General features: G+C 44.8%; 8 protein-coding genes. 2 read left to right on the top strand and 6 right to left on the bottom strand.

What is annotated here, in order from left to right:
- Window positions 1-12: 12 nt before the first annotated feature.
- From EJL04_RS00995 to EJL04_RS00970, 6 genes are all read right to left on the bottom strand, one after another.
- A complete protein-coding gene (locus EJL04_RS00995) occupies window positions 13-10,947 on the bottom strand; it encodes a hypothetical protein (RefSeq protein ID WP_125103856.1) in 10,935 nt (3,644 codons plus the stop codon).
- 182 nt (window positions 10,948-11,129) lie between these two features.
- Window positions 11,130-12,041, bottom strand: a complete 912-nt coding sequence (locus EJL04_RS00990) for a hypothetical protein (RefSeq protein ID WP_164511705.1) — start codon at window positions 12,039-12,041, stop codon at window positions 11,130-11,132.
- Window positions 12,042-12,203: 162 nt separating this feature from the next.
- Entirely contained in the window at window positions 12,204-13,250 is a 1,047-nt protein-coding gene (locus EJL04_RS00985) for a hypothetical protein (protein WP_125103854.1), read from the bottom strand.
- 153 nt (window positions 13,251-13,403) lie between these two features.
- Window positions 13,404-15,080 (bottom strand): hypothetical protein, encoded by a 1,677-nt coding sequence (locus EJL04_RS00980; RefSeq protein WP_125103853.1) that lies wholly within the window; start codon window positions 15,078-15,080, stop codon window positions 13,404-13,406.
- Window positions 15,081-15,120: 40 nt separating this feature from the next.
- On the bottom strand, window positions 15,121-16,482 hold the full coding sequence (locus EJL04_RS00975) for an OmpA family protein (RefSeq protein ID WP_125103852.1): 1,362 nt from the start codon (window positions 16,480-16,482) through the stop codon (window positions 15,121-15,123).
- Between the two features lie 76 nt (window positions 16,483-16,558).
- The gene (locus tag EJL04_RS00970) at window positions 16,559-17,083 is read right to left on the bottom strand and encodes a DUF3575 domain-containing protein (protein ID WP_420899305.1); all 525 of its coding nucleotides are present in this window, start codon (window positions 17,081-17,083) and stop codon (window positions 16,559-16,561) included.
- 9 nt (window positions 17,084-17,092) lie between these two features.
- Between EJL04_RS00970 and EJL04_RS00965 the strand changes: the two genes are divergently transcribed.
- Together EJL04_RS00965 and EJL04_RS00960 are read left to right on the top strand one after the other, a co-directional pair.
- Entirely contained in the window at window positions 17,093-17,467 is a 375-nt protein-coding gene (locus EJL04_RS00965) for a transposase (RefSeq protein ID WP_125103787.1), read from the top strand.
- 35 nt (window positions 17,468-17,502) lie between these two features.
- Complete coding sequence (locus tag EJL04_RS00960; RefSeq protein ID WP_241209923.1) at window positions 17,503-18,477, top strand: IS3 family transposase; 975 nt, start codon at window positions 17,503-17,505, stop codon at window positions 18,475-18,477.
- Window positions 18,478-18,909: the final 432 nt, after the last annotated feature.

The following is an 18,909-nucleotide window of genomic DNA, read 5'->3' as shown; positions in this document are numbered from 1 at the left end:
AAAACTTTACACTCACTTCATCTTCACCTTTCTAACGGCTATCGTCCTGCCATCTCGCGTTATCTCAACAACCGCAACACCCGACACAGACGCCTGAATGTTCTCAACAGAAGATGATGCCACGCATGAAGCAGCCTGGACACCGTCAGCAGAATAAACGGCTATGCGGTCGCCTGCCTCAACACCGCTAACGCTAACCCTGTCACGCAAGGGCGACCATGCGCGTATGTCCGCATTCTTATCGTCATCGAGCATACGGTTGAAGCTTATAGTAAAGCGTCCCGATATATCGCCGCCTTCAACAGAAGTGAAGTCATAGCCGCCATCAAGCAGATTGGTCTTTTTGCCAGTCTTGGCATCTTTAAGCACTACACTTTCATAGTTGCCGGCATCACAGGTTTCAGGTATATAGAACGTGTACATGCCTGGTTCGGGCAACGTAACGCCAACAGCCACCTCACCGCCTTGGCTGACAGCTGACAACAGCGAATAGCGTGCGCCCGAGCGTGCAGCGTAAAGCTGCGCTACGCTGTCGGCAGTCATCCACTTGACGCCATCAGAGGCGATGTCGAAATAGTTGCGTGACTCATTTTCAGGCACAGCGTTAAGCTGCAGCACGTCGGCCTTGTCTGCCCCGGCTGCACGCGTTGCCCCGGCCTGTCTCAGACCTACCGTAAGATTTGCAGCCGCGGCATAAGGCACGCCGTCTTTCTGCTCAGAGGTCTTGATGCCGACAATCTCTGCATCCTTCAAGGTTGCAGTCTGTGTGAAAACCGCATCACCGGCAGGAATATATCCTCCGGCAGTTTCGCCGGCAGTGTTTATCGTCTTATATGCACCCTCTGTGTATCCATATATCACGCGGCCGTATTCCATATCGCCATAATTCATTGCGCAGAGATAAGGCGAACCGAAGAGGTTCCAGCTCATGTTCTCCTTATGTGTGAACTTATTGCCAGCTGACGAACTTGAGTTCCATGGTTCATTATAGTTCCATTTATAAAGCACGACGCTCTTGTCTGCTCCACCCTCACTATACTGTTTTCCACTGAAACGCACCGTAAGATTATCGTTTGAGGTGTTTTCAATGAGGAAGCCCTCTGTTGTTCCTATTTGCGCAAAGCCGCCGTCTGTCCATGCCTTGCCGTCAGATCCGTCATACTGATAACTGTAAGCAGCACGCATCTGTCCACTGTAGCGCTTCAAGTTATAACCGCTTAAAGGACTCATACGCTTAACTTCAAACGGCATTACGGCCAGGTCGTTGCCATTTACTGTTACATCGCGTTCAACAGCAAAGTTTGTCAGCGAGATGTAATTGCCGTTGCCGCGCAAACCTGCCTGATGTTCCAGAAGCAGGTATCCGGGGTTGAAGGCGTTGCCATTAGGGTAAACTCCTGCTTTGACCGAAAGTTCCTGTCCCTTGCGTACATACACCACTGACCTGCCAACGGGATAGTCATCTGCCGTAATAGCGTAATCGCTGCTTATATTCCATGTCTCAAAGCAGCCGTTATCAACTGCGTTGCGGATTCGCCTGTTGCCTATAAGGTCGCGCTCATGGCCTACTTTCATTATATACTCGCTTATATCCGTCCGGTTTCCTGTCGGATCAATATCCTGCGAGGTCTCCATCAACTGATATTTCCAGTAATCGTCCGTAACATAACTGTTCGTTTCTGCAACAGAAGCCCGGTTGTTGCCGCTGCCGGCTGCACCGTTTATGGCTTCCGCCGACGTCACATTAACCGCCTTAACAGCATTGACTGAGCCCAACACCAACGAATTATACAACAAGCCGCCTGCGGCACCCTCAACACCATTATTAACAATCGAAGTGGAAAGCACACCGGCATTAACCACCGGTTTGCCTGTAATCTCAAATCCATCTATCACGCCGTCAGCACCTATGGCAACGTTCTCCAATGAAGAGCGGCTTGCGGCAACCAACATGCCTTTACGCTTGCCCAACAAGTCAGAAACAATGCGGTCAGTTTCTGTTTCAGCACTCCGCTCATCGTTCATGCTTCCATACACCTTGGTATTTCCAAGAGACATATTCAGCAAGCCCGTATCATGATAATTGCCGTGAACAAAAACGTAACCATTCTGTCCTGAATGTCCCAAAGCATACAAGCCGGCCAAATCAACAGCACCCTGCAAGTCGCCAAGAGCCGTCTCCCAGCTCTTTCCGTCAGCAGTTGCCGTAAGGTCAGCCTTAACATAGACAATAGGCTGCAGCGGTGCTTCATACTCGTATGCACCAACATCTACCGACCCGTCAACAACTCGCTGGTTATTACCAAGATCCTTCTCTTCAGCCGGAATTGTCTCTGCTGCCAGAGCCTGCTCTGCATAATTGGCATTGCTGCCCTTATTGAGCAACTTCACACTTGGGCGTATACGATAATCGCGATTATAGACATCTGCATTATCCGGATCGCGGAAGTTAGGACCTTCATTGACATTATCGTTTGCCACACCACGGGTTATTGCCACATTCTTGTTGTCATCGTCTGTTGTCAAATTCTGTGTATCGTTATTCCATGAAACAGAGTTATAAACAGACGGCACTGATGCAGAAGTGGTAAGATCTGCCTTGTTATTGGCAAACGTTGCATTCACCACCGTAACCCGGCTGTCGGCTCCATTAAGTCCTGTACCTCCGTCGGCAAACAGCGTATTGACAAGCAGAATTTTGCCCGACGAACCAGAAACTATATTCAATCCATTTGCCTTATTGCCACGGAAGCCTGCATTTTTAAGCGTAACCTTGCCTCCGCCCGTACTTGCCTGCATTCCTGTTCCGCCGTTTGAATTTTTGTTTATAAAGGTAAGTCCTTCTATCGTTACAGGCTTGTTGTTGGCCGCAACGTCCATCAGCAGGCTCGTCACGTCGGCATTGCTCTCCTGAGTTGTAATTACTGTAGGCTTGCTGAAATCCTGAACACCCGACTCATTATATGAGCCTTTTACATTCAGCGACTCGCCATACTGAGTATCACCCATAGACACTGTAAAAGCCGTACCTGTTGACATTCTTGGCAATGAATACTCACCGGCTTTAATATAAACGGCCTTATCCTTAACTGTACCTCCTGTAGGATTGGCCATAGCCGTCAGAGCTCCGCGCAAGTCAGAAGTTGCATTTGCCCAGTTTGATCCATCTGCCTTTCCGCTCTCTACCGTTGCCACATATATAGCATCCATCTGCGGGAACGTTATTTCGTACTGATATTCATATAAACCTATGTCTATAGGCTTATCGGCAGAAGTTCCGTCTTCTTTCAAAGGACCAGCATAACGGAGATATGTGTCCATATAGTCTTTATATCCCATGTATTGTGTGGCATATTCGCCGGCATTGCTCCGCATCCAGTCTGCGTATGCACCGTCAATAGTTCCGCTTCCGGTTGCCACCTTATGAGTTCCGTCTCCGGCATCAGTCAATACAGATATTGCAGCGGGATTCCATTGATTGTTGGCATCATTGCCGGCTACACCTGCTGTTGATGAAGGCTTGGTAAAGCGAGGTCCGGTTACAGAAGTATTGTCTGTAGAAAGAAGAATATTGGTATCGCTGTATTTTGACAAATCAACAGCATCGCTCGCACTGTGAGTGATCGACGTGTTTGTTTCGTCTGTCTGCGGAATATTCTCACCTGTAATTTCATTACCCCACATTAACGTATTTGTAATAGTATTTTTGCCATTGTGGTGGTAAATCACCGCATTGCTTTGGGCCTTATTTCTGACAAAAGTATTATTCATTAATGAAACTTCAGGAACATAATTCGGTCCAATTATTCCATCTGCATAATTTGTTCCGATGGCTCCGCCCTGGCCTACAGTCTCATTATTCACCCAAAGCGTATTTACAGCATATAACCCTGCATAGACTTTAGGAGCATCAGAAACGCCCGCTACATATACAGCCCCACCTCTTGGCAGCTGAGTGGGCACTACAGGCTGGGCATTATCCACCGTGCCGTTACCGGCCAGGATGGAATTTACAATGGTCAACTTGGCGTCACGCATATAGACAGCTCCGCCGCGAACTGCAAAATTATTGATGAGACGGCAGCGGTTAAGCAGATAAGACACTCCGTTAGAATAGATGCCTCCACCTCGACCGATTTCGTCAGTATCAGCCGCATTACTTAATATGTTTGAAGTTTCACCGTCCATAATGGTCAAGCCGTCTAATATAACAGGATTAAGCGGTTCCTGATTTTCTTTTGCATCAGAATAAACTACATGATAAACATTCTTAACCTGCTCTGACACGTTGACATTGCCTGAGAGAATTACCTGACTGGCAAGTTCCCACGGCTCGTTGATGCCATTCTGATTAAAGTCAGAATAAGCACGGTTAGATAAAATTTCACTGATGTCTCCCATGCAAGTAAAGCTGCCAGTTACCCCCGGAATAGATACAATATCCTGACCATCGGCTGACTTAGAGGTAATTTGTTCTGTTCCGTTAAATCCTCCATAGATGCTCACACCTTGCGGAATAACATAAGAGTTCTGTCGCTGGTCTACAGTCTCAGTGCTTGCATCCATACGACGATAACTTGGTTTATATGTGCCGCCGGCCAAAAGGATTTCAAACCTGTCTGTTTCTTTTGCAACACCATTTTCACGAACAGCCTTGATATACTCCAACGCATCATCAAGCCATGTCAGCGATGTATAGAAAGAACGCCCTATATATTTGTCCATATCCTCACCTTCGGGCAACTGCACATTTGCACCTTGTGACACGAAGATGCGGGTAAGCAGGACGTCTGTAGGTATGGTTCCGCCTTCAAACGCGAACGCTCCGGCATCAATACGAGGCATATCAGCCTGAATACGGGGTATGCCCTGCATATCAACAGAAGAGATACCTAACCGACTGGCCATAGCGTCCTGATATTCTGTATCCATGCCATGCTTTATCAGTGGCGAATAGGCCTTCAACAATCGAGAAGACGATGCAAAGTAAAGATCTTCATTGCTTTCCATTGTCGTATTTTCAAAATTAGAAGGCATCTCATATGTCTCAACAAAAGAATGGTTGACAGGATAAAATGCGGAAATGCCATGCTCAACAGAAGACCACACATCATCCTCTAAAGCTTCTGTCAAGACACCACTGATATTTTTGTCAGAAGGTGCCGTATTACCCCACAATATTGAATTGGTCACCATCATAGCACCATCCTCGAGGAACAAGCCTCCACCTATAGATGAAGCAGTATTGTCAGTCACTGTACATGACACCATGTGAGCTCTGCTGTCTTTACCGGCATTTGTATTATCTGCATATACCCCTGCTCCATTTTCTGCCGTATTATCCATAATAAGCGAGCCTGACACAATACCTCCGGGCAAGACATAAAGTCCACCTCCTTCAATAGCCTCGCAACGGGCCACAACACAGTTGCGCACATGTGCCCAAGATGGTACTACAGCACCGCCTCCACGCGTATTATGATTGCCGTTACCGGCCATAGATGTTGCCTTGCCGTCAATAAGATAGATACCGTCTATGATACTCTTCTTATCGTTGCCGTTCCAGTCAGAAGGCTTCTCGCCGAACGTAACGGTATGATATCCGTTAACCTTCTGTTCCAACGAACTACTATTATTTATAGCCGACAAAACAGTTTTATATGTAATCGGATCGCGCTTATATCCGTCGTTGTCTTCATCCCAGTTGCCATCCTTATCGCTGAACCCGCCCATCACTGTAACGCCATAAGGAATTACGTAAGTGTAGCTCTGCGGATCGTCCTGATTACTTAGTGTATTTGCGTTATAAACAAAAGAAGCGCTTTCATAACCGGCTAATTTCACAATTGCATCCATTCCTGTCTTTGCACGCTCACCTGCAGCATTAAGCACACGCTGCAGTTCCATTGCACAAGACGCATTTTCTAAAGAAGATCCATCTGATGTTCCGGCTCCATTCTGCGTAACATAATAAACTCCATTTTCATCCGGCTCAATCTGTATGGCATCTGCACTTTCATAAGCACCTTTGTCAACAGTACAATACTGAATACGTGTGACACCGGCTGCATCGACATAAATGTCGTTATCTTCAACATAAATATTGTTTCCTTTATTAATACAATGTAAACCGGTCGTATTATTCAATAGTTTATAATTATCATCAAATGGCTGATTAGCCTTTGCCTTTGAAATCATCTGATTATAATCATTGCTACCGATATTCATTTGGAATGTAGCATCAGGATTATTCCATAATTCAGATGTAGTTTGAGAGCTTTCGGCAATAGAAGCATAACAGTTGATCAAATTTTTGTTTGCTGCAGCCTCTGTTCCACCATCAGAATATCCAGGTCCTCCCACCTGAATAGTATTCTCACCACCGGTTCCATTGCCTGCATTTCCCCAAAATATACAATTATAAAACTTTGAATTCTTCGAATCATCCCAAACGCCACCTACAACAGCGGATTTACCATTTGTATTACCATAATTATATGCGAATGTGCAATTATAAAAAGTTCCTGCACTATTTATAAATACAGCAGCTCCAAGTATATTTGAGCCCCAATTATACCACTCTGCGCCATTTGTACTTGTCGCAACATTATCCACAACAATAGAATTAATGAGCGTGCCTCCATTCATGTGAATACCCGCACCACAGGTATATCTGTCATTATTTTCTTTATTCGTTTTATTCGCTTTTATGATACAGCCATCAACAATAGAACCAGATGACATACTAATACCACCGCCACCTATAGATTTTGTATCACTTCCCCATGAACTATATGTATTTGTATGCGTATTATTTTGAACAAGACTATTTTTTAACTTACCGTTGCTCATCAACTTAACACCAGCTCCGTTACTGTCAGCATTGTCTCCTTTTGTAGCTCCATTCTGAATAACAAACCCTTCCCAAGTAGTAAGTTTATTAAAGTTTGCAGGCTGTGTCAAGACTCGTCCACCACTCTGTCCATCTATAACAGTCATAAAGTTGCTGTTGGCATTAGATATGTCGCGGTTTACACCATCTAGCTTATTGTCAGGATTGCCTGTCTTGGCAAAACCACCAAGCACATTGACACCATCCTTCATTGTTACACGCTCATTGTATGTTCCTGCAGCTACCCATATAGCTTCAGTGGCAGTTGAAGCCGTATTCAGTGCCGCAGTAATTGTTTTCTTTGCACTACTCCAAGACAAGCCATCATTCTTATCATCACCATTTTCACTACGTACATAAATTACAGTTCCGTCCACAGGGAGCTGTGCCTCATAGGCACCTAAATCGGGTGCACCTCCACGACTACGGGCTGACAACGTAATGTCCGTTGTTATTCCACCAATAGTTTTTCCAACATTAACTATCGGGTTCTGATTGGTAGGCTGGAACGACGAGTAGCCGCCTAAATATGTGTCAAAACCCAACGAAGCACCAGATGTCTTTGTAGGGTTAGAGAACTGAGCTGTAGAAATTTCTATGGTGTGAGTATTTGCTGATGTGTTTGCCGTTGAGAATGAAGAAATCAAGGAAGCATTGTCAGAATAAGCCTTGCCATTATTATTAACTATAGTAACAAAGTTCATCTTCAAATTTGCTCCATCACCGTTTACCACAGCTGCAGCTTCAGTTATATTCGTATTGTTATTTACGACACAGTTATTCATCGTCAAAGATGCATTACGTGCATCAATAGCCGAACCTTCTTGAGCCGTATTGTTCTCAAAGATACAGTTGTTCACCGTAACATTTGCTCCATCATGCACAAGCAGACCTGCGCCATATTGACGGCTTGCCTCACCTGCAGCGTAACCGTTAATAATATGAAATCCGTCAAGACAAACTGCAGCTCCTTTAGCAACAGTTATACAATGATACAATCCATCTTCAATATTCTTACCTTCATGGTTACCGTTTATAACAGAACGATAAGTCAGCGGATTACGTTCAACCGAAATCTTGTCGTCTGATCTATGATAGCCTCCATAAATATACAAAGTTGCCCCACTTGCCGCTGCAGGAATGTCTATAGTTGCAGTTTGCGGATCAAGGTTCGTAAAAGCATAACGCGGCCATATATCACCCTCCATCACATGCACCTCAAGGCGTTTGTTTCCAACCGTTTCCTTATCTAGACCTGACAAATAGGCAATAGCCTCATTAAGTGAGCGATAGCCATTTGCCCATGAACTGCCGTCATGAGTAGCCACAGCACATTCAACATCAACATATACTTTCAAGGCATCTCCTGTATCTTCAGGATTAATATTGGTAGCCTCAACCGAATAAGCACCCACAGCCGGTTTCTGAGCAAATCGTGTCCCGGCAATATCTATTTCAGGAGCAACCAGCACATCATCTGGGAATGTACCTAACGTCATACCACGAGCACGCAGATTTGCTCCCGTTACAGGTTGCCAGAAATAATTAACATCTTCCAATAAACCTGTTACACCTGTAGACTCAGGCAGGCCTTCGGCAACAAAGTCAGGACTGAGCACGCCTTCTTCAGCAATATTATTGCTCTCTGCCAACGAGATTACTTCCTGCTGAAGCACATTATTCCAAACAGCATTGTTTATACCAGACAATGCTGTATACAAGAAACGTACATTAGACGGTGTTGGATTCTTTGCATACATCGGTATATTACGTTTCTGGATAGTGTTGTTCCACAAAACAGAATTGATTACAAGTCCATATGAATCAACATACAATCCACCACTCTGTGATGCATTGGCAGAAGTATTGTCTGTTGCCGTAGGACAATCGTTGTTAGTTATAGTATTCTGCATCAACACTCCGCCTTTTGCACAATAAACAGCACCATTAAGACGACTTGTATTATTTGACACAACAGATGTTGAAAGGATGAGATATTCAGGATGCGGTTTGCCGTCTGTCCAATTGCCGGTGTGTGCAAGATAAGCGCCCGAGCCATTGTTGGCAGAATTGTTAGTAAGCATCGAGGCCAACACTATACCGGCATTGTCAACATATACAGCTCCACCGTCACCGTCGGCATTGTTATTATATATCAGCGAATTCATAACACGTCCGCCGTACATATAGACAGCACCGCCATTGCCCGTAGACGAGTTTTCTGTAACAATACACTTCTCCAGTGTTGCATTAATACCCATGTAAACACCGGCTCCACGGTCTGTCATGAAGTCTGCCACGCCTTCACCTCCCTGAGCATAACCTCCACGTATGGTTACTCCATTAAGTATGGTTGATTTGTCGAAACCGCTTTTGCCTTCTGAAGGTAGCGGTGAAAAGAAAACAACATGACGTGAGTCGCTCGTCAAAGTCCATTTATGATTTGACTCATTCCAAGATGTCTTGCTGTGTTCATAATAAGAACCTTCGAGAATGGTCTTATTAACAAAATTCCACGGCATTTTGCCCACTTCACGTTCCTGCTTACTGCTTTCATCGCCAGCAAAGCCTCCATAAACACTAATTCCGTCACGCATAAGGAACGATGCAGAATAAGTTGTTCCACTGATAACCTGTACCTGTGGTACATAAGTTCCGGCAGCCACCCACACTTCTCCAGGAAGATTCTGCGGATTGTTCTTGGCCAGTTCGTCTATCATATTCTGCAAGTTACCAGAAGCATTTTCCCAAGAAGAGCCATCGCCTGTTCCGGTTGCAACAGGTTTGACGTAACGTATACGTGTCGACAACATCTGCTGAAACTCATATGCTCCGATATCTATCGTAGAGCCGTTAAAACGCGGATTGCCGGCCATATCCTCACTGCCGTATGCAGACTGGTCGTAAGACTGCTGATCACCCTTACTTAACATTACTGACCCTTCAAGCACATTCCACGACCAAAGCGGATAAGCTGTCTGACGCCAGTTGAAATCACGGTCATAACTTGTCTTCAGCGACGGTGCGTCAAACATTGGAGCATTAGTGTCACCGCGGTTTTCTGCAGTAACATATATGTTTCCGTCTGAGTCACCGGCCTCAACTTCATGGAATGCGGAATTTTTGAATTTCGGTCTGTATTGCGTCGAAAGAGTTGAATTTCCCCAAATAATAGTATTTGCAACATTATATCCTTCGGCCTTATCGTCTATCATATCGATGCCACCACTTGAATTTCTCGACACAGTACTGTTCACAACTTTCGCACCGTCAGCAAGGCGCAGTCCTCCATTCTCATTATTGAATATTGACGAGTTAACCACGGTGGCCTCGCCTGCCAGATACAGACCGCCACCGGCGTTCTCTACTGCAGCACGCTCTCCGGCTGCATTGTTATAAACAACACACTGATTTACAAGTGATGTGCTGTTGTTGACATTCTTTACTTCAACATCAACATATATGGCACCACCTTGTGTGGCATAGTTGTTCAACAAGAAGCAGCGTTCTATGCGGAAGATGCCGCCGCCCGTATTATCGCCATGTATATATATACCGCCGCCCTTCTCGCCAGAGCCGTCAGCATGGCCGTTGCCTATTGAGAATCCATTTATTATAGTGGGCGAAGTATTTTTATTGTTTCCTGAGGCAGGTGCCATATTAACATTCAGCACATGTGTGGCATTGTCTGAACGTGTTGTATTGGCAGGGAAGATCAAGTTTGTATTGTCAACAACATCATCTCTCTTGATATCACCCGAAAGCACGGAACGATATTTCATCTGATATGGCTTTCCGAGCGTCTCACGGCTGTTGACGTTAGTTTCATCGCCCTTAAAACCGCCGTAAAGCTGAACGCCTGACTTCAAGCTGAACCCATCTGCAGGAGCTATATACAGCTGGTCGGCGCTCGTTATCTGTTCAAAGCCCTGCACCCATATCTGGTCGCCGGCAACGGCATTCTGCAATGCTGTTTGCAATGTCGTAGTAGTTTCCCACGACGTGCCGTCGCCAACACCTGTCGGGCTGACGTAATAAATCTTTGTTTGTGCCATAATTCCTAAATAAGAACCCAGGAATAAAAGCAACATATAAAATCTGAATAAAGTCCGCATCTTTATCATTTCATTATTCTTTTACGATTATCTTTGCAGATACTGCTACATTAATATTTTTTGTTGTCTTTACTGATATTATCAATTTCTCAGTGTGTCAGTTTTTATTCATGTCTGCCGGCTCAATTCATGCTCAGCGTGATACTTCCACTGCCGGTTACGCCCTTTATCGTTGCGTTAACCTTATACCAGGCGGCCTGCTGCAAGACATAACTGAAATTCATTGTATATCCGCTTCCGGTAATATCATTGCCGTCTTTTCTTGCAGAAATATTAAATGTCACACTCGGTGTCGTTGCACCATCAGTGAACGTATAATGATACACGCGACCGTTGCGCTGACTTATCTCTGAGGTGTTATAGAATGTCCATGACTTATCTTGATTATCCGGTGTCACACCTGTAATCTCCGGGAACAATCGGCCATATTCCTTTCCTTTATATGTAAAATCTGTAACCTTCACATCTGTATATCCTTGATCGTATGCATCAGCAGCATCCCACTGTATGTCTATTTTAGAGGCAAGACGGGTAAGCGTCATTGTCGGTATGCTGCCTATCTCACCCGTACCGCCAACTTGTATTTCAAACAGAGCCGGCTGGTCGCCGCTAACAGCAGTTTTATAATACCCGGTGGCTACGCTGACAAACTTAGCTGAAGCATTATCGTCTGTTCCGGCATAATCATTAGATATTGTCAAGGCTTTCACCTGCTCATTATCTTTACAGTCACTTATGCTTTGTTCCGGGTTATACAGAGCATCACTGCTGTATGTTACGCCGTAAATATATGCAGAACCAATTTGTGCATCGATAGTAAGAAGTTTTACTCCTTCACGGCCGTCATAATTAGGAAGTTTGTCAAAATCATCTTTTGTTATAATTGTTTTTTGCACATACGGTCCGTCTTTATACGCCAATATCACCGCCAGCCTGTCCCAGTCAGCTCCTTCTTCCACGCCCGTCCCCGGATCGCCTATACGCGTCAGCCCTGACGTAGCAGGAACTGTCACAAGAAGTTTGACCGTTTCCATATCAGTCTCCGGCGAAATAGAGTCTTCGCTTTGGCATGCCGTTATGGCTAAAGCTGCGGCACATAAAAGAACATGTATTTTAGAGATATACCTCATGTCTGAACGTGTATTTTCTTTATTTTACTTACATAAATTATTCCGGAAGGTTCTGCTGTAACATCATCAAATTTCAATATCAAAATCGCCTCCGGGCTTCCAATCCAACTCAACCGATACACCGACTTCGGGATTTTCTGTCACAACACCGCCTTCATCATTCAGCTTCACTTTTATGATCTGCATCTCGCCTGCCTTAAGCGGATTTTTCATATACAGTGTGTTTTTGACATATTTTCCGTCGGGCATCTGTGTTATCAGATCCATTTCCCATATACTTCCCTCAGCCACTGTGGGGTCGTCTGTTGCACGTGATTTTGCAGTATTTGCCGACGGGAAACATACAGAATGGAACGCAAGCAGCCCGCCGCCTTCCGTGCGGTGTGTCCTGATTACGGCCTCGTTGTCGTATACAAAAGTGCTGTCTGAACAATGCAGACCTGACGACGTGCGGCGTGTATACGCCACAAGTACATTTGCCGGTGAATTGTTTGGACTTACAACCAACACAGGTACTGAGTTGACCATATATAAGGGCACATAGAAATGTCCCGAAACATTGTCCATAAGCATACGGCCATATCCCATATAGATAGCAGCACTGTGTGAGTCGAGCGTATCGGCCTGTGCCTGGCGCAGACTGATGCCTGTGTAGGTTGATGCGCCGCTGATAGTTACCTCACTGACAGAATGAGTAGCTGCAAGGGCTATATTGTGGTAGTCGCCACGATTCATATAGATGGTCATTGACAGGCTGTTGGCATCAGGCTCAATGGTCTGATGCTGAGCCAAGTTGCCGTCTTCTAATGTAAAGAACGAAAGATCCATCACAGCGGCACGCTCGCTCATAATGTCAGTCATATCAGAACGCAACGCCGCAGCCAGTTGCCGTTCTGCCGGTGTGGTAAGCTGCAGGTCGAGCGTCTGACGAAGTGATGCGGATAATTCCAAACGATAATCAACGGAATAGTTTACACCGCAACGCGACAAATCTTCATCTATACACGAAACAAAGGACAACGGAAACGCTGACAACAGCAATGCCGACAATCCTGCACAAAACTTTGAACAATAATTCTTATTTTTACGCTTCGTCATCATTCTTAACACCATTATTATTTCTTCTTTTTCTAAATCACCGCACTCACGGAAGATTAACGGTTATCCGCAAGCGTTTTCCGGTTGTAGGCGGAAGCCCTACGAAAGGCTGCCGCCTGGTTAGCATTTTATACAAAAAATCCTTTCAGGACAAAAAGATCATTTGTATTATTGAATATCTACGTCAAACGTATGGCCTTCTTCCCAATTCAAATCAACAGACATACCGAGCTGTAATGACGGTGTGCGAAGATCAGGCAGACCATTATAAGCTGACTTCAGATTTGTAATATTAAATTTGGCAATAGTATTATAGTCTTGTTTAAAGATTTTTTCGCCAGTTTCTGTAGCTGCGCTTGACTTCAATTGTCCAACTAAATAAAATTTACCGCCAGCAGGAATTATCATACCGTCTTTGCCATAAAAATCTTTATCACCGTTCACAAGTTCTATAGCCACATTGACATCCTTTTTTGACTCTGTTTCAAAAGCCAAAGTATAGTTGGTTATTGCACCTGTAAAATCAGAAGAATATTTTGCACACATTCCTTCTGTCATAGACTTATCATATATTGTTTTGCTGCCAGTTGCTGTCGGTATATAATTCCAGCCAACTTCGCCCTGTCCGCCAATCAATATACCTGTAATCTTAAATCCTTCACCGGGAATTTCAACAACAGAACTATTATGACCATCATCCTTTGAGTCAGGAACACGCTGTGCGCCAAACTTAACCTGAGTTGAAAGACGGCCAACTCCATAATTAATGGGCTGTTCAATTGCTATCGAACGAGTTGTCGGAGCCACAGAGCTGCCTGTCATTGATCCAACAATCGCTGTCCAATCAGAAGCGGCGTCCATATCAACTTCTGTATCAGCAGTCTTCACATTGCTATTCACGTAATAACATAAAGCTGCAGGATAAACATAGCTGTCTAATGATGCAACATTAATTCCTGTATTTCCTGAAGCTGCAACAACATCAAATTTATCCGAGTTCCATACAACCTGGGCTGCACCATCAGGCAAATTTATATTTTCAGGATAACCGGCCAATGAAGAGCCTTCTCCATAGCTCAGTTTTCCATCAGACTCTACGACACCATTACCGGCCTTAATAGCAGCCTTAATAGCAGTAGCCTCAGCACCATCTTCTTTTGCCAAAGCATTATAAAGATACTGCATCAGGCACAATACACTGTTAGAAGAACCTACAGTCGTTTTCAGAAACTCATCACGCAAATCTTTCAACGTACCTTCTCCGGCAGCATCCCAACCTTCAGCATTTGCTACAGATGTCATCCATGCAGCCAATGCCGTAGCCTTTGCGTCTGTCTCGTTGGTTGTTATATTTACAGGAGAAAATTTAATATTTGACAAAACAGAATAATCGCTCGGCATTGTTACTGCACCTTTATCAAAATTAGTTCCTGCCTCTTTATTTGCCTGACCATAAAGAATTACAGCACCTGTACCTACAGGAATGGCTACATCATTATAAACCTTAGCATTAGAAGTTGCAGACAGATTGTCACTGATATTACCCAAAGTAATAACAGAACCAAGATTCGACTCTGTTCCTGATGCAGGCATTGAGGCAAAAGGTATCAGCTTTATATCTTTCATACCGAGGAAGTTTCCATCCTGCTGGGTGTACTCTCCTGTCATCCTCGTCTTAGCTGCTGCAGGAATATTAATTGCAAACTGTGTTTTTACGCTCTCTCCATCATAGGTTGGATTTGTGTTAGACAACTCATCCTCAGAAGAGCATGCAGTGAAACTCACTGCGCCAATAAGCAGCGCTGCTGCTCCATAGGCAAAATTTCTGTTATAAAACTTTTTCATAAAGAATAATTAATTTAATTAAGTTATAATATTTTGTTGTTTATTTCTCTTTCAGCTGTTCCGCCTTCATTATAGCTTCATACTGCTCAAGGTTTCGCTTAGCCTGTACGTTTCCGTCGGCTGCGGCACGCTTCATATACTCCAGACCTTTCTGCCTGTTGCCTGTCATGTAGTAAGCCACTCCAAGCGGACTGAAGGCTCTCTTGTCGTCCTTAACTGTAAGCAGTTTTCTGAGAGCTTCGTCATATTTCTCCTCCTGCATCAGTTCTGTAGCCTCGTTTATGGTCTTGGCAGCCGTGTCTGGCACATAGTCATAATATATCCGCAGATAGCCCGAATTGCGCTGGTCGCTCAACACGTTGTCGCGCAGATACGCATACGGACGTCCACCGTCTAGCTGTCTTATCATCTGTTCGCGCTTATCCGGATTTTTCTCCGTATCTATTATGTGCAGAAGCTCGTCGCGCCCATCAAAGCTGCCGTCGGCTATCTGGTCGCGCAGCTCGGTCCAAGCCTCGCCGCCATTGGCGCAGTCAAACAGCTTGTCTGATATTTTCACCCTTTTCTGTATATACGCCTTCAGGGCATCGGCACGCCGCCCTGCCAGACTGACATTGTTTTTCTGTGAACCTTCAACAGAAGCCAGACCAACAATCTGTATGATCTTAACCGACGATGTAGAGTCGGCCATTATGCTGCGCGTAATGTCAACAATACGGTCGAGCGTCTGTGCGTTGTCGCGGAAGTCACGTTTAAGCTCCGAACTGTTCAGCGGATAATGAACATACAGAGCTCCTTTCTCCTTGCGCAGTATGCGCGTGTTGTCGTAGGGCTTATACTGCGATACGTGCATCAGCACCGGATTATCCTTCTGCAGCTCACCAGCCTTGCCTGCATTGTCCTCGACAACGGCAAGTGCGGGCACAAACTGCGGCACATACACCATATCGCCCATACGCCTTCCGGCCATATCCTCAACATTGCAGCACCCTTCTTTCTCGCGTGCCACGTCGAGGTATACTTTATCCTCCCATATCCAGGGACTTTCGGCACGCCTGAGCATGACGTCATACCTAACTTCTGAGCCTAAAGCCACCTCATCTGCCGTGGCCTGCTGAGCATTATCATAAAATCGTGCACGCTCCGTGTAGCGCATGTTGCGCTTGCCTCTGAACACTGTCGGCTTCAGCATCAGGGTGTCGCCCTTAGCAGTTACAAGACGGGGCGTGGCTATAACGGCATAATTGCTGCCTACCGAATCGCCTTCAGTCAACACGAACGACAGCCTGAGAGCCGTAGAGTCTATCCACTGAGCATCAACGCCGTTGCCGCGCAATGCGGACGCATTACAGACAGATGAGCCCAATGCCAGTAAAAGAATTGAACTTAAAGATCTCATCATTGTTGTATCTTGAGATTGTATTAAATTAGTCGAGTATGCAAAATAAAATCACACCGACAGAAATCATCAATGCGACTTACTTAATGTAATATATAACAGAGATTGCAAGTTTAGTAGGCATGAAAACACCCTTTGTGTCTTCACCAATTTTGCTTCCGCACACAGCACATGCATATTTGTCATAACGGGTTATGCCATATCCAAGGCCGACAACGCCCTCTATGCTCCATCGCTTTCCGGGCAACATCCAGCTGTAACCATAGACAAGGCCTACGGCACCAAGGTCACCCTGGAACCTGTACTTCTCAAGGTCTGAAAAAATGCCGAAAGGCATCTTCACTCCGCCGGCATTATAATGGGAATAAAGCAGGTTGGCACCTACAAAATGCCCCGAAAAAGGAGAACAGAGCCAATAGCGTGCCTCAGGCTGAATGGCAAAATGCTTCAACTTTTTGTTATCAGAAAATGTGAACGGATTGTAACCCGCCGAAACATCAAGAGTCCACTTTGACGACAGACGTGTTTCTACAGATGCATTAAACGTTGCTGTTGTCCAATACAAAACATTTTGTCTTACCCTGAAAAAAGTTGACTCATAAATAAAATAATTATGAGGAAAAATAAATCACAAAAGGGTCAATATCTTCAAAAAGTGATAGATCTTCGCTCTTCAGGTGTAAGTTTTTTGGGAATATCAAAAATAATTCCCGTATCAGAGGCTACAGTTCGCCGCTGGTGTGCTAAATTTGCACCTGAATTGTATTATGTCGATTTTATGACAAAGAAAAAGACACTAAGAGAGAAGCATGTTCGTGACTCAGTCAGCCTCCCGTCAGACATAGAGGCCCTTCAGGCCGAGATACTCCGTCTTAAGTCCGAACTGACCAAGGCCGAGATAAAGGCCGAGGCTTATGACGAGATGATAAATGTGGCCGAATCCGAGTTAGGCATCAGCATAAGAAAAAAATCTGGCGCCAAACAGTAACATTCCTGCACACGAAGAACCCTGTCCGATACAGGGTGAGACATCTTTGTGCGCTGTTTGGCGTAAGCAAGCAGGCCTATTACAAGTATGATGAGTCAAAGTCAATGATGAGGGCCGCCCGTGATGCCTTTGTGATTGAGTATGTCCGCAAGGTGCGCCGTATAGACCCCGGAATAGGCGCATTGAAGCTCTGGCACATGTACCGGCGTGATTTCAGCGGCAACAGTCCCGTCGGCCGTGACCGTTTTATAGAAATAATGTCATGTAACGGCATGATTCGCCGTAAAAGGTTGCGCCGTCCACGTACCACTGACTCAAGGCACGGTCTTCCGACATATCCCAATCTTATAAAGGAAATGTTGCCACTCAGACCTAACCAGCTATGGGTCAGTGACATAACGTACATAATTATTTGGACAGACGACATACACTACCGTTTCTGCTACCTTTCAATTGTACTTGATGCATATACAGAAGAGATTGTAGGATACTGTGTCGGTCCGACGCTTGAGACGGCTTATCCCATTGAAGCACTGTGCATGGCTTTGGGAAGGCTGAAGGGCATGGACGGCATCAGCCTTATACATCATTCAGACCGCGGCGTACAATACGCAAGTTCCGAATATGTCAGGCTGCTTAATAAAAATGGTATAAGTATCAGTATGACGGAGACCGGGGATCCGAAGGACAATGCACAGGCAGAGCGTATTAATGGTACCATAAAGAACGAACTCCTTAAGGGTATGAGGTTCACCGACATCGGCCAGGTCAGGGAAGCCGTGGCAACGGCCGTGGACTTCTACAACAACGAAAGGCCGCACATGAGCATCAACATGATGACACCGGCACAGGCTGCTTCATGTCAGGGTGAGATATCTAAGCGTTGGAGCAGTTTTAGGACAAAGGCCATAAAAAACAGACAGGAATGCTCCGATATTGGAGAAGATGGACTATCTTTGCCTTCTGTTCATGGTGTCCTTTCCGGGCTACGCCCTCCAAGGACACCATGAACAGGGATTCTGTCCCGGTAAAAGTCAACTTTAATCAGTAATTAAAAGTAGAGTCAACCAATAACAGTTATAAGTTTAACCAGAGTCAACTTTAATCAGGGAATGGCTTGTTAGAAGTCAACCAATTTTAGGAAAGGACATTTGTCTTAACTGCCAAATTTTGAGCAGTTATAGTCATTGTATCGGTCAAAAACAGCATGCCCAACACTAAAGCTAATTTTAAAAATCTTGACATTCTTATTAATAATCTAGTAAGTTCTGCAAAGTTAAACCTTTTTAAATTGAATAATCTATTCCACTTATATATATTAAATCTTATTAACTAGTGTCCGATAGTTTTAACAATATTAAAAAATTCCGACAGCAATCTAATCTGTAAACATAAAATTTACACATAATGACGCAGAACGTCAGGAATTATTTTAAACACTA

Origin of the sequence: Prevotella marseillensis (genome assembly GCF_900625065.1) — a bacterium.
Lineage (GTDB): Bacteria > Bacteroidota > Bacteroidia > Bacteroidales > Bacteroidaceae > Prevotella > Prevotella rara.
The sequence above is the reverse complement of the archived record's forward strand: the minus strand, read 5'-3'. Positions and strand labels throughout refer to the sequence as shown.